Annotated in this window: 15 protein-coding genes, 3 tRNA genes and 1 pseudogene; 12 read left to right on the forward strand and 7 right to left on the reverse strand. The window is 71.7% G+C overall.

Annotated elements, in window-relative coordinates:
- Entirely contained in the window at positions 1-717 is a 717-nt protein-coding gene (locus ABTY59_RS06160; RefSeq protein ID WP_352017703.1) for a SanA/YdcF family protein, read from the reverse strand.
- Positions 718-748: 31 nt separating this feature from the next.
- On the reverse strand, positions 749-1,471 hold the full coding sequence (locus ABTY59_RS06165; RefSeq protein WP_352017704.1) for an aquaporin: 723 nt from the start codon (positions 1,469-1,471) through the stop codon (positions 749-751).
- A 66-nt stretch (positions 1,472-1,537) separates the two neighbouring features.
- Here ABTY59_RS06165 and ABTY59_RS06170 point away from each other — a divergent pair, with 66 nt between their 5' ends.
- Positions 1,538-2,008 (forward strand): GNAT family N-acetyltransferase, encoded by a 471-nt coding sequence (locus tag ABTY59_RS06170; RefSeq protein WP_403534081.1) that lies wholly within the window; start codon positions 1,538-1,540, stop codon positions 2,006-2,008.
- A gap of 23 nt (positions 2,009-2,031) precedes the next feature.
- Here the strand turns inward: ABTY59_RS06170 and ABTY59_RS06175 are convergent, their stop codons facing one another.
- Positions 2,032-2,865, reverse strand: coding sequence for a class II glutamine amidotransferase (locus ABTY59_RS06175; protein ID WP_352017706.1), 834 nt, complete (start codon positions 2,863-2,865; stop codon positions 2,032-2,034).
- Positions 2,866-3,052: 187 nt separating this feature from the next.
- Here ABTY59_RS06175 and ABTY59_RS06180 point away from each other — a divergent pair, with 187 nt between their 5' ends.
- The 7 genes from ABTY59_RS06180 (at position 3,053) to ABTY59_RS06210 (ending at position 10,257) form a co-directional block, all read left to right on the forward strand.
- On the forward strand, positions 3,053-3,292 hold the full coding sequence (locus ABTY59_RS06180) for a hypothetical protein (protein WP_352017707.1): 240 nt from the start codon (positions 3,053-3,055) through the stop codon (positions 3,290-3,292).
- Positions 3,289-3,999: a sirohydrochlorin chelatase gene (locus ABTY59_RS06185; RefSeq protein ID WP_352017708.1), complete on the forward strand. Its 711-nt coding sequence runs from the start codon at positions 3,289-3,291 to the stop codon at positions 3,997-3,999. Before ABTY59_RS06180 ends, ABTY59_RS06185 begins: the two co-directional genes overlap by 4 nt.
- Positions 4,000-4,034: 35 nt before the next feature.
- The gene (locus ABTY59_RS06190) at positions 4,035-5,351 is read left to right on the forward strand and encodes a deoxyguanosinetriphosphate triphosphohydrolase (RefSeq protein WP_352017709.1); all 1,317 of its coding nucleotides are present in this window, start codon (positions 4,035-4,037) and stop codon (positions 5,349-5,351) included.
- Positions 5,352-5,486: 135 nt separating this feature from the next.
- A complete protein-coding gene (locus tag ABTY59_RS06195; protein WP_352017710.1) occupies positions 5,487-6,746 on the forward strand; it encodes an NAD(P)/FAD-dependent oxidoreductase in 1,260 nt (419 codons plus the stop codon).
- A gap of 29 nt (positions 6,747-6,775) precedes the next feature.
- Positions 6,776-8,659, forward strand: coding sequence for a DNA primase (dnaG, locus tag ABTY59_RS06200; protein ID WP_352017711.1), 1,884 nt, complete (start codon positions 6,776-6,778; stop codon positions 8,657-8,659).
- A 114-nt stretch (positions 8,660-8,773) separates the two neighbouring features.
- On the forward strand, positions 8,774-9,790 hold the full coding sequence (locus ABTY59_RS06205) for an RNA polymerase sigma factor (RefSeq protein ID WP_352017712.1): 1,017 nt from the start codon (positions 8,774-8,776) through the stop codon (positions 9,788-9,790).
- 20 nt (positions 9,791-9,810) lie between these two features.
- Positions 9,811-10,257, forward strand: a complete 447-nt coding sequence (locus ABTY59_RS06210) for a TIGR03618 family F420-dependent PPOX class oxidoreductase (RefSeq protein WP_352017713.1) — start codon at positions 9,811-9,813, stop codon at positions 10,255-10,257.
- A gap of 28 nt (positions 10,258-10,285) precedes the next feature.
- On the opposite strand, the gene ABTY59_RS06215 is transcribed toward ABTY59_RS06210, so the two are convergent.
- From ABTY59_RS06215 to ABTY59_RS06230, 4 genes are all read right to left on the reverse strand, one after another.
- Entirely contained in the window at positions 10,286-12,241 is a 1,956-nt protein-coding gene (locus ABTY59_RS06215; RefSeq protein WP_352017714.1) for an ABC transporter ATP-binding protein, read from the reverse strand.
- A complete protein-coding gene (locus ABTY59_RS06220; RefSeq protein ID WP_352017715.1) occupies positions 12,241-13,974 on the reverse strand; it encodes an ABC transporter ATP-binding protein in 1,734 nt (577 codons plus the stop codon). The genes ABTY59_RS06215 and ABTY59_RS06220 overlap by 1 nt, the downstream gene beginning before the upstream one ends.
- Positions 13,975-14,084: 110 nt before the next feature.
- Positions 14,085-15,524 carry an FGGY family carbohydrate kinase gene (locus tag ABTY59_RS06225; protein WP_352017716.1) on the reverse strand — a complete coding sequence of 480 codons (1,440 nt, stop codon included), beginning with the start codon at positions 15,522-15,524 and terminating at the stop codon, positions 14,085-14,087.
- Between the two features lie 28 nt (positions 15,525-15,552).
- A complete protein-coding gene (locus ABTY59_RS06230) occupies positions 15,553-15,864 on the reverse strand; it encodes a YtxH domain-containing protein (protein ID WP_352017717.1) in 312 nt (103 codons plus the stop codon).
- Between the two features lie 136 nt (positions 15,865-16,000).
- On the opposite strand from ABTY59_RS06230, the gene ABTY59_RS06235 reads away from it, so the two are divergent.
- From ABTY59_RS06235 to ABTY59_RS06250, 4 genes and pseudogenes are all read left to right on the forward strand, one after another.
- Positions 16,001-16,073: transfer RNA gene (locus ABTY59_RS06235), tRNA-Asn, on the forward strand.
- Positions 16,074-16,078: 5 nt separating this feature from the next.
- Positions 16,079-16,151, forward strand: a tRNA-Asn gene (locus tag ABTY59_RS06240).
- Between the two features lie 166 nt (positions 16,152-16,317).
- Positions 16,318-16,391, forward strand: a tRNA-Ile gene (locus tag ABTY59_RS06245).
- 353 nt (positions 16,392-16,744) lie between these two features.
- Positions 16,745-17,119, forward strand: a pseudogene (locus ABTY59_RS06250) (hypothetical protein); the annotation flags it as partial.

A 17,119-nucleotide genomic window follows, 5' to 3' on the forward strand; every position in this document is an offset into this window, starting at 1 on the left:
TTACGGGCGCGGTGCCATGCCCTCCGCAGGGCGGGCCGCGCCGGGTGAGGCGAGGGCCTCGGCGACGCCCTTCTCCTTCGGGCCGAGGAAGTGCGGGTCGGGGCGGAGCCCGGCGTCGAGGGCGGCCTTGCCCGCCGCGAAGAGCTCCCGGGTGGTGCCGTAGTACCAGGTGCGGTCGTGCGGCTCGGCGACCCCGACCCCGTACGCGTCGACCCCGGCGCGGTCGCACAGCGCGACGGCCCGCTTGATGTGGAAGTCCTGAGTGACGAGGACGGCCCGGTCCACGCCGAAGACCCTCCGGGCGCGGACGCAGGAGTCCCAGGTGTCGAAGCCCGCGTAGTCGCTGACGATGCGGCCGTCCGGCACGCCGCGCGCGGTGAGGTACGCGCGCATGGCGCTCGGTTCGTCGTACGCGGTCCTGCTGTTGTCGCCGGTGACGAGGAGGACCCGGACCTTCCCGGTGCGGTACAGCTCGGCGGCGGTGTCGAGGCGGTGCGCCAGGTACGGGGTGGGGCGCCCCTTCCAGAGGCCGGCGCCGAAGACGACGGCGACGTCCCGGGCGGGCACGTCGGCGGTGGTACGGAGCTTCCCGGCGGCTGCGGTGTGCATCCAGGTCGCCGGGGCGAGCGCGAGGACGGCTCCCAGCATCACGGCCTGGACGGTGCGGCGGCGGGCCCGGGTGGTGCGGGGGATCAACCGGGTGAGCCGTGCCGGCATGCGGGAACCTCCTGGAGGGGGCGGTGTGCTGTCACCCCGTCCGACGCGCTTCGGACGCGTTCGGTTCGCCCGCCGCCCGGTCTGTTCCGTAGAGCACACCGGCGAGTCCCATGCCGAGGAGCATCCCGAGCAGCTGGGCGGCGGCGAAGGCGGGCACGGACGCGGGCGCGATCCCGGTGAACGAGTCGGAGAACGAGCGGCCGAGGGTGGCGGCCGGGTTGGCGAAGGAGCCGGAGGAGGTGAACCAGATCGCCGCGCCGATGTATCCGGCGACGGCGACGGGCGCGAGGCCGGGCCGCCCGATGTGGCGCAGTCCGCGCACGACCAGGACGAGGCCGGCGGTGGCCACGGCCTCCCCGAGGAGCAGGTGGAGCGCGGCGCGCGGCTCGGTGGACCAGGAGCCCGGCGCCCGCCCGAACATGGCCTCGGCGAGCACGGCGCCGGTGACGGCCCCGGCGATCTGGGCGGCGATGTAGGCGAGCACGTCGCGCCCCTTGCCCTCCCGCCGCCGGTCCCACCACTCGGAGAGCGTCACGACGGGGTTGAAGTGGGCGCCGGAGAGCGGGCCGATGAGGGCGATGAGCAGGCCGAGGCCGAGGGCGGAGGCGGCGGCGTTGGCGAGCAGCCGGACGCCGATGTCCTGGCTGAGGGAGTCGGCGCGGATGCCGGAGCCGACGACGACGGCGACGAGGGCGGCGGTGCCGATGAACTCGGCTGCGGCGCGCCGGGGGAGCGCGGGCGGGGACATTCTCATGGTGGAAAAGATATTCCGTGATTCGGAATGAAAAAAGAGGGGAGGAGAGGGGCGCGGGTCCGTACGATCCGCGGAGTGAAGATCAACGAACTCGTCATCCGCCGTGCCGCCGACTCCGACGCCGCCGCGGTGGCCGAGGTGTGGCTGCGCTCCTACGCGGCAGCCCTTCCGGACGTGCGCCGAGCACACACCGACGACCAGGTCAGGTCCTGGATCCGGCACGTGGTCGTGGCCGGCCAGGAGACCTGGGTGGCGACGGCCGACGGCACGGTCGTCGCCATGATGGCGCTGGACGACGAGGAGCTGGACCAGCTCTACGTCGATCCACCGTGGCGCGGCCGGGGCATCGGCGACCGTCTCGTCGAGCTGGCCAAGCAGCGCCGCGCGGCCGGTCTCGCCCTGTGGACGTTCCAGGTCAACGCCCCGGCTCGGCGCTTCTACGAACGGCACGGCTTCGTGGAGGCGGAGCGCACGGACGGCGCGCGCAACGAGGAACGGGAACCGGACGTGCGGTACGTCTGGCAGCCGGCGGCCTGACCCCGGGCCCGGACCGGTCGAGCTCACGCCGCCGCGGGCGCGAACCGGTGCAGCTCGTCGTTCCCCGGCTGGACCACGCCGTAGCTGTTCTCCGGCACCTCGTTCCACGCCCCGGGCAGGTCACCGAGGGGTTCGGACACGATGAGGCGCGTCTCGCCCGACACGTGCTGCAGGAACCCGAGGTCCGGGTGGAGCCGTCGCAGGGCGTCCACCCGGCTGCTGTAGAACAGCGAACGGGAGGCGCCGGCCGTGGAGTAGCGGAAGGCCCAGACGCGCTCACCGTCGGTGACGGCCAGCGTCATCTGGAGGGGGAACTCCACCCCGTGCTCCCGGCCGACCCGCTCCACCACCCCCGCCATCGCGGCGACGGCGGAGGGCGGGTCCCGGTCCAGCCCGAAGGTCAGGGCCAGGTAGAACATCACCTCGGAGTCCGTGGTGCCCTCGATGTCGGCGTACAGCCCGGGGTCGACGAGCAGCGCGAGGTCGCGGCGCATGCGGGAGAACCCGTCGATGGCGCCGTTGTGCATGAACATCCAGCGGCCGTGCCGGAAGGGGTGGCAGTTCGACTGCTGCACCGCGCTCCCCGTCGACGCCCGGATGTGGGCGAAGAACAGCGGGGACCGGACGTGGTCCGCCAGCTCCCGCAGATTGCGGTTGTTCCAGGCCGGGCCGACGTCCCTCAGCAGGGCCGGGGTCTCGTTGTGCGCCGAGTACCAGCCGACGCCGAAGCCGTCGCCGTTCGTGGTCTCCACGCCCAGTTTGGAGTGCAGGCTCTGGTCGATCAGGGAGTGGGCCGGCTTGTACAGGATCGTGTCGAGCAGCACTGGAGTTCCCCAGTACGCGAGCCACCGGCACATACGCGGTCACCTGCATCCCTGCCGGATGAGCGGGGCACCGTCGTCCCGCGGTCGGCCCTCCCATTCTCGGCGCCCGCCCCGCGGGGTGCCACCGGCACACGCGCGGTCCGGCCGGCGTGAGGGGGGCGCCCACGACACGTCACGCGCCGGAAACGGCCAGGCAACGCCGCCCCGCCACGATCGGCGCATGACGGAGCCGGAGAGCGCGTTCGCCCCCGCCGCGGGACTGCTCGACAGGATCGCCGGACAGCTCTCGGCGCGACTGGCCGAGGTGCGTCCGTACGGCCGCCGGCAGGAGAAGCACCAGAAGCAGGAGAAGCACCAGAAGCCCGAGCTGCACCAGCGGCCCGAGCTGCCCCAGCGGCCCGAGCTGGACCAGAAGCCCGAGCGGCACCCGAAGCCCGACGAGGAGGCCCACCGCCCATGACCGACGCCCCCACCCTCCTCGCCGTGGGCCACGGCAGCCGCGACCCGCGCGCCCGCGCCACCCTCTCCCGGCTCCTCGACCGGGTCCGCGAGCTCCGCCCCGGGCTCGACGTCCGCCTCGCCCACATCGAGCTGAACGCCCCGCTCCTCGACGAGGCGCTCGCCGAGGTCGAGCACGCCGTCCTCGTCCCCCTCCTCCTCGCCCCCGGCCACCACGTCACCCACGACCTGCCCGCCGCCCTCGCCGGCACCCCGGCCCGCCTCGCCGAACCCCTCGGCGCCCACCCCCTCCTCGTCGAGGCCCTCGCCGACCGCCTCACCGAGGCCGGCTGGACCCCCGGCGCGGGAGACGGCGTCGTCCTCGCCTCCGCGGGCTCCCGCGACCCCCGGTCCGGCGCCGTGACCCGCCGGATCGCCGCCCGGCTCGGCGAGCGCCTCGGCGGCGTCCCCGTCGTCCCCGCGTACGCCTCCGCGGCCGCCCCCACCGTCCCCGAGGCCGTCCGCGCGCTGACCGCCCGCGGCCGCCACCGGATCGCCGTCGCCTCCTGCTTCACCGCCCCCGGCCTTTTCGCGACCCGGGCCGCCGCCCACGCCCCCTGGCTCTCCTCCGCGCCGCTCGGCGCGCACCCGGCCCTCGCCCGGCTCGTCCTGCACCGCTACGACCAGGCCCGCACCACCCATCCCGCGAGGGAACTCGCCGCCGTCTGAGCTCTTCTGTCGGTCCCTCCGGTTACCGTCGAGACATGGAAGGCATCGAGGACACCAAGGACAGCGCAGACATCACCGACACCCCCGGATACGACACCGCCGCGACCGAGCGCTGGGCCGCCGAGCCCGACAAACGCCCCGGGCGGACCGCCTTCCAGCGCGACCGCGCCCGCGTGCTGCACTCCTCCGCGCTGCGCAGGCTCGCCGGCAAGACGCAGGTCGTCACCCCCGGCACCAGGAGCCACGCCTGGGACGCCAGCCCCCGCACCCGGCTCACCCACTCCCTGGAGTGCGCCCAGGTCGGCCGCGAGCTGGGGGCCGCCCTCGGCTGCGACCCCGACCTGGTGGAAGCCGCCTGCCTCTCCCACGACATGGGCCACCCGCCCTTCGGGCACAACGGCGAGCAGGCGCTCAACGACGTCGCCAAGGACTGCGGCGGCTTCGAGGGGAACGCCCAGTCGCTCCGGCTCCTCACCCGCATCGAGCCCAAGCGCTTCGTCAAGGACGACGAGGGCGACCTCGTCAGCGTCGGGCTCAACCTCACCCGCGCCGCCCTCGACGCCGCCACCAAGTACCCCTGGGCGCGCGGCGGTCACCCCGAGGACCCCGGCTCGCCCAAGTTCGGCGTGTACGAGGACGACCTGCCCGTCTTCGAGTGGATCCGGCAGGGCGCCCCCGCGCACCGCAAGTGCTTCGAGGCCCAGGTCATGGACTGGTCGGACGACGTGGCCTACTCGGTCCACGACTTCGAGGACGGACTGCACGCGGGGCACATCGACCCCAACATGCTCTACGCCGAGCCCGAGCGCGCCGACGTCTTCGCCGTCGCCATCGGCCGCTACGTACCGGAGGACACCGACCCGCAGGAGCTCGCCGAGGCCCTCGACCGGCTCGTCGACCAGGAGTGGTGGCCGCACGGGTACGACGGCTCGGCCGTCGCCCAGGCCCGCCTCAAGGACGCCACCAGCCAGCTCATCGGCCGCTTCTGCCTCGCCGCCGAGGGCGCCACCCGCGGGACCTACGGCTCCGGCCGGCTCACGCGCTACGCCGCGGAACTCGTCGTCCCCCGCGCCACCCGCAACGAGTGCGCGGTCCTCAAGGCCGTCGCCGACCGGTACGTGATGCAGCGCGCCGAGCAGGAGGCGCTCCGCGCCGACCAGCGGATCGTCGTCGCCGAACTCGCCGAGGCCCTCGCCGCCCGCGCCCCCGACGGACTCGAACCGCAGTTCCGGGCCGCGTTCGACACCGCCCCCGACGACCGGGCCCGCAAGCGCGTCCTCGTCGACCAGATCGCCAACCTCACCGACGCCTCCGCCCGCGCCCTGCACGCCCGCCTCCGCACCCCCCGCTAGCGGGTGCGGGCCGGTACGGCCCTCTTCCGTCACCACCCTCCGTACGGGACCCTCGCAGGCACGGCCCGGAGAGGTACGACGGCACGAACGCCCGGGGGCGTAGGTTGGAACCGGTCGCAATGAGGAGGAAACGACGTGGTCGACGCAGATCAGACCTTTGTCATCGTCGGCGGGGGCCTGGCAGGGGCCAAAGCTGCGGAGACCCTGCGCGCCGAGGGGTTCAACGGCCGGGTGATCCTCATCGGCGACGAACGCGACCACCCGTACGAGCGCCCACCGCTCTCCAAGGGCTACCTGACCGGCGCCAAGGAGCGCGACAGCGTCTTCGTCCACGAGGCCGCCTGGTACGCGGCGAACGACGTCGAGCTCCACCTCAACCAGTCCGTCACCGCGATCGACCGCGAGGCCCGCACCGTCCGCCTCGGCGACGGCACCGTCATCCGCTACGACAAGCTGCTCCTCGCCACCGGCGCCGAACCCCGCCGCCTCGACGTCCCCGGCACCGAGCTCGCCGGCGTCCACCACCTGCGCCGCCTCGCCCACGCCGACCGGCTCCGCCAGGTCCTCGCCGGCCTCGGCCGGGACAACGGCCACCTGGTGATCGCCGGCGGCGGCTGGATCGGCCTGGAGGTCGCCGCCGCCGCCCGCGGCTACGGCGCCGAGGTCACCGTCGTCGAGGCCGACCCCACCCCGCTGCACCGGGTCCTCGGCCCCGAGCTCGGCCAGCTCTTCGCCGACCTGCACACCGACCACGGCGTCCGCTTCCACTTCGGCGCCCGGCTCACCGAGATCGTCGGCCAGGACGGCATGGTCCTCGCCGTCCGCACCGACGACGGCGAGGAACACCCGGCGCACGCCGTCCTCGCCGCGATCGGCGCCGCGCCCCGTACCGTCCTCGCCGAGAACTCCGGGCTCGCCCTCGTCGACCGCGCCGACGGCGGCGGCATCGCCGTCGACGAGTCCCTGCGCACCTCCGACCCCGACATCTACGCCGCGGGCGACGTGGCCGCCGCCCACCACCCGCTGCTGCACACCCGGCTCCGCGTCGAGCACTGGGCCAACGCCCTCAACGGCGGCCCGGCCGCCGCCCGCGCCATGCTCGGGCAGCACGTCTCGTACGACCGGGTGCCCTACTTCTTCTCCGACCAGTACGACCTGGGCATGGAGTACTCCGGCTGGGCGCCCCCGGGCACGTACGACCAGGTGGTGGTCCGCGGCGACACCGGCAAGCGCGAGTTCATCGCCTTCTGGCTCAAGGAGGGCCGGGTGCTCGCCGGCATGAACGTGAATGTGTGGGACGTCACAGGCCCGGTCCAGGACCTCATCAGGGCCCGTACGGCCGTGGACCCGGAGGCCCTCGCCGACCCCTCCGTACCCCTGGAGAGCCTGATCTGAAGGGGGCGGGACACCCGTAGACTTCATGCGTGGCAGGCAGGATCAACGATGACGACGTGAAGGCGGTACGGGACGCGGTCCCGATCGACGCCGTCGTGTCCGAGTACCTCCAGCTGCGCAACGCGGGCGGCGGAAACCTCAAGGGTCTCTGCCCCTTCCACGACGAGAAGTCGCCCTCCTTCCAGGTCAGCCCCAGCAAGGGACTCTTCCACTGCTTCGGCTGCCAGGAGGGCGGCGACACCATCGCCTTCGTGATGAAGATCGACCACCTCTCCTTCTCGGAGACCGTCGAGCGCCTCGCCGCGAAGGCGGGCATCACGCTGCGGTACGAGGAAGGCGGCTACAACCCCGGCCACCAGCGCGGGGAGCGCATCCGCCTGATCGAGGCCCACAAGATCGCCGCCGAGTACTACGCCGGACAACTCGGCTCCGCCGAGGCCGAGATCGGCCGGAAGTTCCTCGCCGAGCGCGGCTTCGACCAGGCCGCCGCCGAGCACTTCGGCGTCGGCTACTCCCCGGCCGGCTGGGACCACCTCACCCGCTTCCTGCGCGGCAAGGGCTTCTCCGACAAGGAACTGATCCTCTCCGGCCTCTCCCAGGACGGCCGCCGCGGCCCCATCGACCGCTTCCGCGGCCGGCTCATGTGGCCGATCAAGGACGTGGGCGGCGAGATCGTCGGCTTCGGCGCGCGCAAGCTCCGCGACGACGACAACGGCCCCAAGTACCTCAACACGCCCGAGACGCCGATCTACAAGAAGTCCCAGGTGCTCTACGGCATCGACCTGGCCAAGAAGGACATCGCCAAGGTCAGCCGCGCCGTCGTCGTCGAGGGCTACACCGACGTCATGGCCTGCCACCTCGCCGGCGTCACCACCGCCATCGCCACCTGCGGCACCGCCTTCGGCGGCGACCACATCAAGATCCTCCGCCGGCTCCTCATGGACAACGGCTCGGCCCGCGTCATCTTCACCTTCGACGGCGACGCCGCCGGCCAGAAGGCCGCCCTGCGCGCCTTCGAGGACGACCAGAAGTTCGCCGCCGAGACGTACATCGCCATCGCCCCCGACGGCATGGACCCCTGCGAACTCCGCCTCGCCAAGGGCGACGAGGCCGTCGCGGAGCTCGTCCAGCCCCGCACCCCGCTCTTCGAGTTCGCCCTCCGCCAGATCGTCCGCCGCTACGACCTGGAGACCCCGGCGGGTCAGGCTGCCGCCTTGAACGAGGCCGCCCCGATCGTCGCGAAGCTGAAGGACCCCTCGATGCGTCAGAGGGTTGCAGTCAAGCTTGCAGGGCTGCTCGGCATCATGGAAGATCAGTTCGTCGTGCGGCGGGTCAGCCGGATCGCCCAGTGGCAGCGCGGCAAGGGTGATGCTCCGCAGCCTGCTCGGCAGCGCTCGTACGAGGACGTACCGGCCCCCACGGCCCCCGTTGGTCCCGCGCTCAACCTGCGCAGTGCCGCCCACCGCACCGAGCGGGAACTCCTCAAGCTTGCGTTGCAGCGGCCCGAGCTGGTCTCGCCTTTCTTCGACGCATACGGGGTGGACGAGTTCACCGCTCCGCCGTACGCGGCCGTCCGCCAGTGCATCCAGGACGCGGGCGGTGCCGACGGCGCCCCCGCCGACTACATGGACGTCGTTCTCGCAGCCGCGCCCAACGACACTGTCCGTACCCTCGTGCGCGAGCTCGCTGTGGAGAGGATCCTCGCTGCCAAGGGCGCGGACGAGGTCTACGCGTCCGTGCAGCTGGTCGAGGTCCGGCGGCGTGCGGTGGATCGCCGTATCGATCAGCTCAACGCCGCGTTGAAGCGGCTCAGCCACACGAGCCCTGAGCAGGTGACTGCAGCGCAGCAGGAGGTCTTCGTCCTCCAGCAGTACAGAGCGGCGCTGCAAGCGCACGGCGCCGCCGCACTCTGACCGTCGGTCACGGTCCGGACTCAAAAAGTCACCGCACGCCCCTCGTGGCGGCGATGTGTCGTACCCCACACTGGGTGACGGAGCCGTTCCGCCCCTCCCTGGAGGTCGCCCGCCGTGCAGACCGAGATCCAGACGATCCAGACCACCGAACCGGACGAGCAGGCCGAACTCCCCGAGATACCCGTCCAGCGCCGCCGCACCGGCGACCCCGGCGGCAACGGCCCCTCCTCCGACCTCTTCCGCCAGTACCTGCGCGAGATCGGCCGCATCCCGCTGCTCAGCGCCGAGGAGGAGGTCGACCTCGCGCGCCGCGTCGAGGCCGGACTCTTCGCCGAGGAGAAACTCACCAACACCCCCGACCTAGACAGTCAGTTGGCGGGCGATCTGGACCGGCTCGTCGTCCTCGGCCGGATCGCCAAGCGCAAGCTCATCGAGGCCAACCTCCGCCTCGTCGTCTCCGTCGCCAAACGGTACGTGGGCCGCGGCCTCACCATGCTCGACCTCGTCCAGGAGGGAAACCTCGGCCTCATCAGGGCCGTCGAGAAGTTCGACTACGCGCGCGGCTACAAGTTCTCCACCTACGCCACCTGGTGGATCCGCCAGGCCATGTCCCGGGCCCTCGCCGACCAGGCCCGGACCATCCGCGTCCCCGTGCACGTCGTCGAGCTCATCAACCGGGTCATCCGCGTCCAGCGGCGCATGCTCCAGGAACGCGGCTACGAACCCACCGCCGAAGAGGTCGCCGCCCAGCTCGACCTGGCCCCCGAGCGGGTCGGCGAGGTCCTCCGCCTCGCCCAGGAACCCGTCTCGCTGCACGCGCCCGTCGGCGAGGAGGAGGACGTCGCCCTCGGCGACCTCATCGAGGACGGCGACGCCGCCTCACCCGTCGAGTCCGCCGCCTTCCTGCTGCTCCGCCGCCACCTGGAGGACGTCCTGTCCACCCTCGGCGAGCGCGAACGGAAGGTCGTCCAGCTCCGCTACGGCCTCGACGACGGCAGGCCCCGCACCCTGGAGGAGATCGGCCGCATCTTCGGCGTCACCCGCGAACGCATCCGCCAGATCGAGTCCAAGACCCTCAACAAGCTCCGCGACCACGCCTACGCCGACCAGCTCCGCGGCTATCTGGACTGAGCGTGGGTAGGGGCCCCGGAATGACAGCGACTTTCGACGCGGCCGTCCGGGCCCGCCTCCTCGCCCCCCACATCTGGTACGTCGGCACCGTGTTCGCCGACGGCGCCCCCCAGGTCAGCCCCATGTGGGTGGACCTGGAGGGCGAGGGGGAGCTGATGTTCAACACCTCGGTGGGCCGGGTGAAGGAGGAGAACCTCCGCAACGACCCCCGGGTCTACCTCTCGCACGCCGACGCCGCCGACCCCTTCGACCGGGTCCAGATCAGCGGCGTCGTCTCCCGCTTCGTCGAGGGCGAGGAGGCCCACGCGATGATGGACCGGCTGGCCCGCAAGTACCTCGGCACCGAACGCTTCGAGTGGCTCATGCCGGGAGAGCGGCGGGTCGGCGTGGTCGTCCGCCCGGTCAAGGTGCGGCACATCGTCGGGGTGGAGCGCTTCCGCCCCGGTGGTCCCGTGCCCGCACCCTGACCGGCCGGTCTCCCGCTCGCGCGGGGCGTCAGTCGACCTCGGCGACCGCCTGCGCGAACTGCGCCGCGTACAGCCGGGCGTAGGCCCCTCCGGACGCCAACAGCTCCTCGTGCGTGCCCTGTTCGACGATCGAGCCGTTCTCCATCACCAGGATCACGTCCGCGTCCCGGATCGTGGAGAGCCGGTGCGCGATGACGAAGCTCGTCCGGCCGTGGGCCAGGCGCGCCATCGCCTTCTGGATCAGGACCTCGGTCCGGGTGTCGACCGAGCTCGTCGCCTCGTCGAGGACGAGGATCACCGGGTCCGACAGGAACGCCCGGGCGATGGTGATCAGCTGCTTCTCGCCCGCGCTGACCCCCGCCCCGTCGTCCTCGACCACCGTGTCGTACCCCTCGGGCAGGGTCCGGATGAAACGGTCGGCGTGCGCGGCGCGCGCCGCCTCCTCGACCTCGGCACGGGTCACCGCGCGCGTGGCGCCGTACGCGATGTTGTCCGCGATGGTGCCGCCGAAGAGCCAGGTGTCCTGGAGGACCATGCCGATGCCCTTGCGCAGGTCCTCGCGGGACATCTTCGCGACGTCCACCCCGTCCAGGGTGATCCGGCCGCCCGTCACCTCGTAGAACCGCATGAGCAGGTTCACCAGGGTCGTCTTGCCGGCGCCCGTCGGGCCGACGATCGCGACCGTCTGGCCCGGGTCGACGGTGAGCGACAGGTCCTCGATGAGCGGCTTGTCCGCCTCGTACCGGAAGGAGACGCCCTCCAGGGCGACCTTGCCCTTGAGGTCGACCGTCCCCCAGCCTTCGGCCGGGGATGTCCCCGTCTCGCTCTTCGGGGAGTCCGGCTCCTGCTCCTCCGCGTCGAGCAGCTCGAAGATCCGCTCCGCGGAGGCGACACCGGACTGCACCAGGTTCGCCATCGACGCGACCTGCGTCAGCGGCATCGAGAACTGGCGCGAGTACTGGATGAAGGCCTGCACGTCGCCGATGGACAGGCTGCCCGTCGCGACCCGCAGACCGCCGACCACGGCCACCAGGACGTAGTTGATGTTCGACACGAAGAACATCACCGGCTGCATCACGCCGCTGTTGAACTGCGCCTTGAACCCGGCCTCGTACAGGGCTTCGTTCTGCTCGCGGAAGTCCTCCGCGGACTCGTCCTGCCGGCCGAACACCTTCACCAGGCTGTGCCCGGTGTACATCTCCTCCACGTGCGCGTTCAGCGCGCCCGTGGACTTCCACTGCTGCACGAAGTGCGGCTGCGAGCGCTTGCCGATCTTCGCCGCGACGAACACCGAGACCGGGACCGTCACCAGCGCCACCAGGGCGAGCAGCGGCGAGATCCAGAACATCATGAAGAGCACGCCGACGATCGTGAGCAGCGAGTTGACCAGCTGGCCCATCGACTGCTGGAGCGTCTGCGAGATGTTGTCGATGTCGTTGGTCGCCCGGGACAGCACCTCGCCGCGCTTCGCCTTGTCGAAGTACGACAGGGGGAGCCGCGCCAGCTTCGTCTGGACGTCCTCCCGCATCCGGTAGACCGTCCGGTTGATCACCTTGATCGACAGGCGGGTGGAGACCAGCATGAGCAGGCCCGCCGCCACGTAGATCGCGAGGACCCACAGCAGGACCCCGCCGACCGCACCGAAGTCGATGCCCTTGCCGGGTGTGAAGTCGACCCCGGACAGCATGTCGGCCATGCCGCCGTCACCGTCGGCCCGCAGCTTCTCCAGGGCCTGCGCCTTCGTGACGCCCTCGGGCATGTTCCGCCCGACGACGCCCGCGAAGATCAGGTCCGTCGCCTTGCCGAGGACCTTCGGACCGACCACGGAGGCCGCCACCGACAGCACGCCGGCGATCAGCATCGCCCAGAGCGTGCCGCGCTCCGGCGCCAGCTGCTTCAGCAGCCGCTTTCCCGAGCCCTTGAAGTCCATCGACCGCTGGTCGGGGCCGCCACCGGCCATCATGCGTCCGCCAGGACCGGCCATCAGGCTGCCTCCGCCTCGGTCAGCTGGGAGAGCACGATCTCCCGGTACGTCTCGTTCTCCGCCATCAGCTCGCGGTGCCGTCCGGTGCCCACGACCCGGCCCTCGTCGAGGACGACGATCCGGTCGGCGTCCCGGATGGTCGACACGCGCTGCGCGACGATCACCACGGTCGAGTCCGCCGTCTCCCGGGCCAGCGCGGCACGGAGCAGGGCGTCCGTCTCGTAGTCGAGCGCGGAGAAGGAGTCGTCGAAGAGATAGATCTCCGGTCGCTGCACGAGCGTCCGCGCGATCGCGAGCCGCTGCCGCTGCCCGCCGGACACATTGGTGCCGCCCTGCGCGACGGGGGCGTTCAGACCGCCCTCCAGCCTGGACACGAAGTCCTTGGCCTGGGCGACCTCCAGGGCGTGCCAGAGCTCCTCGTCGGTCGCGTCGGGCTTCCCGTACCGCAGGTTCGTCGCCACCGTCCCCGAGAACAGGTACGGCTTCTGCGGGACGAGCCCCACGGTCCGCGCCATCAGCTTCTGGTCGAGCTTCCGCACGTCCACGCCGTCGACCAGCACCTCGCCGCCGGTCGCGTCGAAGAGCCGGGGCACGAGCCCGAGCAGCGTCGACTTGCCGCTGCCCGTCGAACCGATGATCGCGGTGGTCTCACCGGGCCGGGCGACCAGCGCCACGTCCTTGAGGACCGACTCCTCCGCGCCCGGGTACCGGAAGTCCGCGCTCCTGACCTCCAGGTGCCCGCGCCGCAGCAGCTTCGTCACCGGCTCGGCCGGCGGCACGACGCTCGTCTCGGTCCCGAGGACCTCCTCGATGCGCTCCGCGCAGACCTCGGCACGCGGCACCATCATGAACATGAAGGTGGCCATCATGACGGCCATCACGATCTGCATCAGATAGGCGAGGAAGGCGGTCAGCGCGCCGATCTCCATCCCGCCGCTGTCGATGCGCTGCGCGCCGAACCAGACCACGGCGACGCTGGAGACGTTCACGACGGTCATCACCGTCGGGAACATCAGCGCCATCAGCCGCCCGGTCGCCAGGGACACGTCGGTGAGGTCGCGGTTGGCGCCGCGGAAGCGCTCCTCCTCGTACCCGTCCCGCACGAAGGCGCGGATGACGCGGTTGCCGGTGATCTGCTCGCGCAGCACCCGGTTCACCGTGTCGAGCCGCTCCTGCATGGTCCGGAACAGCGGCCGCATCTTGCGCACGATCAGCGAGACGGCGATGCCGAGGACCGGCACCACCGCGAGCAGCACGGCCGACAGGGGCACGTCCTGGCCGAGCGCCATCACGATGCCGCCGACGCACATGATGGGCGCCGAGACCATCAGGGTGAACGCCATCAGGACCAGCATCTGGACCTGCTGCACGTCGTTGGTCGTACGGGTGATCAGCGAGGGCGCGCCGAAGTGTCCCAGCTCCCGGGCGGAGAAGGACTGCACCCGGTCGAAGACCGCGCCGCGGACGTCCCGGCCGAGCGCCGAGGCGGTCCGCGCGCCGTAGTACACGGCTCCGATGTTGCAGACGACCTGGACGACGGAGACGCCGACCATCAGGGCGCCGGAACGCAGGATGTAGCCGGTGTCCCCGTTGACGACACCGTTGTCGATGATGTCGGCGTTCAGGGTCGGCAGGTAGAGGCTCGCGCAGGTCTGCAGGAACTGCAGGAGGACGAGCAGCGCGATGGGTTTTCGATAGGGCCGCAGGTGGGTTCGGAGAAGTCTTATGAGCACGGCTCCTACTATCGCCCGCACCCCTGAAGCGTTACGACTCGGTTTCGGGGTGCGGGCGCAGCCCTGGGCAAGACTTTACGAACCTGTGTGCGCCCCCGGGCCCGGCCCGCTCAGCGGCCGAACGCGCCCGGGTGGATCTGCTCCCGCGTCGCCACGTACTGCTGGCGCACCGCCTGCCCGGCCGCCAGGTCCTCGCCGGGCTCCAGGATCTGCGCCACGGCACCCTGCCAGGCAGGGGGAGCGGACGGGGACAGCGTGCCCCGCGCGACCCCGAGCGCCCACGCGGCCTGCCGGGCCGCGCCGAGCGCCGCGTAGTCGGCCGGCTGCGGGACGACGACCTGGGCGCCGAACAGCGCCGGAGCGAGGGCCTGCACCGCCGGAAGGGCGGCCGCCGCGCCGAGCAGGAACACCCGCCGGACCTCGACGCCCCGGCCGCGCAGCACGTCCATCGCGTCGGTGAGCCCGCAGAGCATCCCCTCGAAGGCCGCCCGCGCGAGGTGCTCGGGCCTCATCGACTCGCGCCGCAGCCCGCTGAGCGTGCCCGCGGCGTGCGGCAGAGAGGGGGTCCGCTCGCCCTCCAGGTAGGGCAGCAGGACGAGCCCGGACGCGCCGGGCGTCGACTTCAGGGCCAGCGCCGACAGCTCGTCGAGCGACTCCACGCCCAGCATCTCGGCGGTGCCGCGCAGCGCCCGCACCGCGTTCGAGGTGGAGACGACCGGCAGGAACATGCCGGTGGCGTCGGCGAAGGAGGTGATCACGCCGCTGGGGTCGGCGAGCGCCTCGTGGTGGACGGCCATCACGGAGCCGGACGCGCCGAGCGAGACCACCGCGTCGCCGGGGCCGAGCCCGAGGCCGAGCGCCGCGGCCATCGTCTCGCCGGTGCCGGCCGAGACGAGGAGGCCCTCGGGGGTGATGCCGGCGGCGTCGGAGGGCCCGAGGACCTCGGGCAGCACGGCCTGGTGTCCGAGGGCGAGATCGACGAGGTCAGGGCGGTACGTGCCGGTGCGGACCGACCAGTAGCCGGTGCCGGACGCGGCGCCGCGGTCGGTGGTGCGGCGGGCGGGCCGGCCGAGGAGCTGCCAGACGAGCCAGTCGTGGGGCTGGAGCACCAGGGCGACGCGCTGGGCGTTCTCCGGCTCCGTACGGGCCAGCCAGCGCAGCTTGGCGACCGGCTGCCCGGCGCCGGGCACGCTGCCGACGGCCTCGGCCCAGGCCTGCCGTCCGCCCAGCGACTCGACGAGGTCGGCGGCGGCGACCTGCGCCCGCTTGTCGTTGCGGACGAGCGCGGGTCGCACCAGGCCGCCCTGTGCGTCGAGCGGCACGAGGCCGTGCTGCTGCGCGGAGACGCCGATGGCCTCCACGCCCTCCAGGAGCCCGCCGGCGGCGGCCTCCCCGAGCGAGAGCAGCCAGGTCTGCGGATCGACGTCGGCGGCCTTGGGTTCGCCGGGATGTGCGGCGTACCCCTGCCGCAGTACGGCACCCGTGTCCGTGTCACAGACGACGATGCGTGTGAACTCCGCAGAGCTGTCCAGTCCGGCGACTATCCCCATGACACATGATTCTGCCGCACGCGGGGGGTCAGGTGTTGCTGGTGCCCCAGTCCTCTTCGTCGACCTTGCCGTTGACCCGGCCGCGCTCGCGCAGCGCGTGGACCCGGTCGGTCACGGAGGACGGCAGCCGGTCGCCCACCTTGTCGCCCACCAGGTGCGCGGCCTTGCCCGCGGCCTGGCGCCCGGTCTGGGCGGCGGACTCCGCGGCGTTCCGCACGGCGGGATTGCGCGCGAAGTCCTTCGCGGACTTCTTCATCTGCTCGTAGCGCTCGCGTCCGGCCCGCGTTCCGACCACGTAACCGAGGGCGAGCCCCACGACGAACGTCAGCTTGTACCGCACGGAAGCGATCCTTCCCTGGAGGCCCTGGGGATACCGATTGGCGGAGCACCCCCCTGCTTGCGCTAATGTATGTCTCGCAGCGAGCGAGCGCCGCCCGGCAAGGTCCGAGGTGGATCCGATCGGTGCAACGCAGCAATCCCCTGTAGCTCAATTGGCAGAGCAGCCGGCTGTTAACCGGCAGGTTACTGGTTCGAGTCCAGTCGGGGGAGCGCGATCCCCTGTAGCTCAATTGGCAGAGCATTCGGCTGTTAACCGGAGGGTTACTGGTTCGAGTCCAGTCGGGGGAGCAAGTCGGAAGAGGACCCTTCGGGGTCCTTTTTCGCGTCTCCGGGAACCATGCGGAGCGCGACGCGGTCTTCATGGTCGAGCAGAGCCGATCATCCGAAGCAGGAGATCGTATGAGCGGCTATGCTGCGGCAGACGGCGCGCACACATGTACGCGCCTCACCGTTCGGGGCGGTAGCTCAGCCGGTTAGAGCAGCGGACTCATAATCCGTCGGCCGTGGGTTCGAGTCCCACCCGCCCCACCGAAGAAAAACGTTCTGACCTGCGAAGGCACCTCTGACGGGGTGTCTTCGCGCGTATCGGGCCCGGTCTTCTCGACCACGGCCTCTCGGCGGAACGCGAGGGTGAAGCCAGTCCGAGGATCGCACGAGGATCCCGTGACCCCCGCGTGTGACACGCCGCACAACGCGCCGAAAATCCGAGCGCTTCCGCGTGAGCCCGGCCCGCGAAGGCGCCCTCTTTCGGGCGCCGTGAGCCCATATGCACCATCCCGAGTGGCAGGCCGTCCGTCGGCGACCGACGGTGAGCCGTGTCGCCGCGTAACCGGAAGCTGACACTTGGTCATCTGACGCGGCGTACGGAAGGAAGTCCAACGATGCGCTCTGCCCGCATTCTCTTCGCCGCGGCTGCCACCGCCGGCACCCTGGCGCTCGCCGCACCCGGCGCCTACGCGATCACCACCGGCGACTGGGACGGCTCCTCCCACAGCAAGGAGAGCGACCACGGCAAGCCGAGTGGCGGCATGCACACCGGCTCCGGTGCCCTGTCGCTCGTCAGTGGCGACGAGTGGTCCAAGGAGCACGACAAGGGTGACAGCACCGAGAAGGAGCACGACAAGGGCGGCCGGTACGAGAAGGACCACGAGAAGCCGAGCGGCGGCATGCACACCGGCTCCGGTGCCCTGTCGCTCGTCAGTGGCGACGAGTGGTCCAAGGAGCACGACAAGGGTGACAGCACCGAGAAGGAGCAC

The organism is Streptomyces sp. NPDC096079, from assembly GCF_040303145.1.
Lineage (GTDB): Bacteria > Actinomycetota > Actinomycetes > Streptomycetales > Streptomycetaceae > Streptomyces.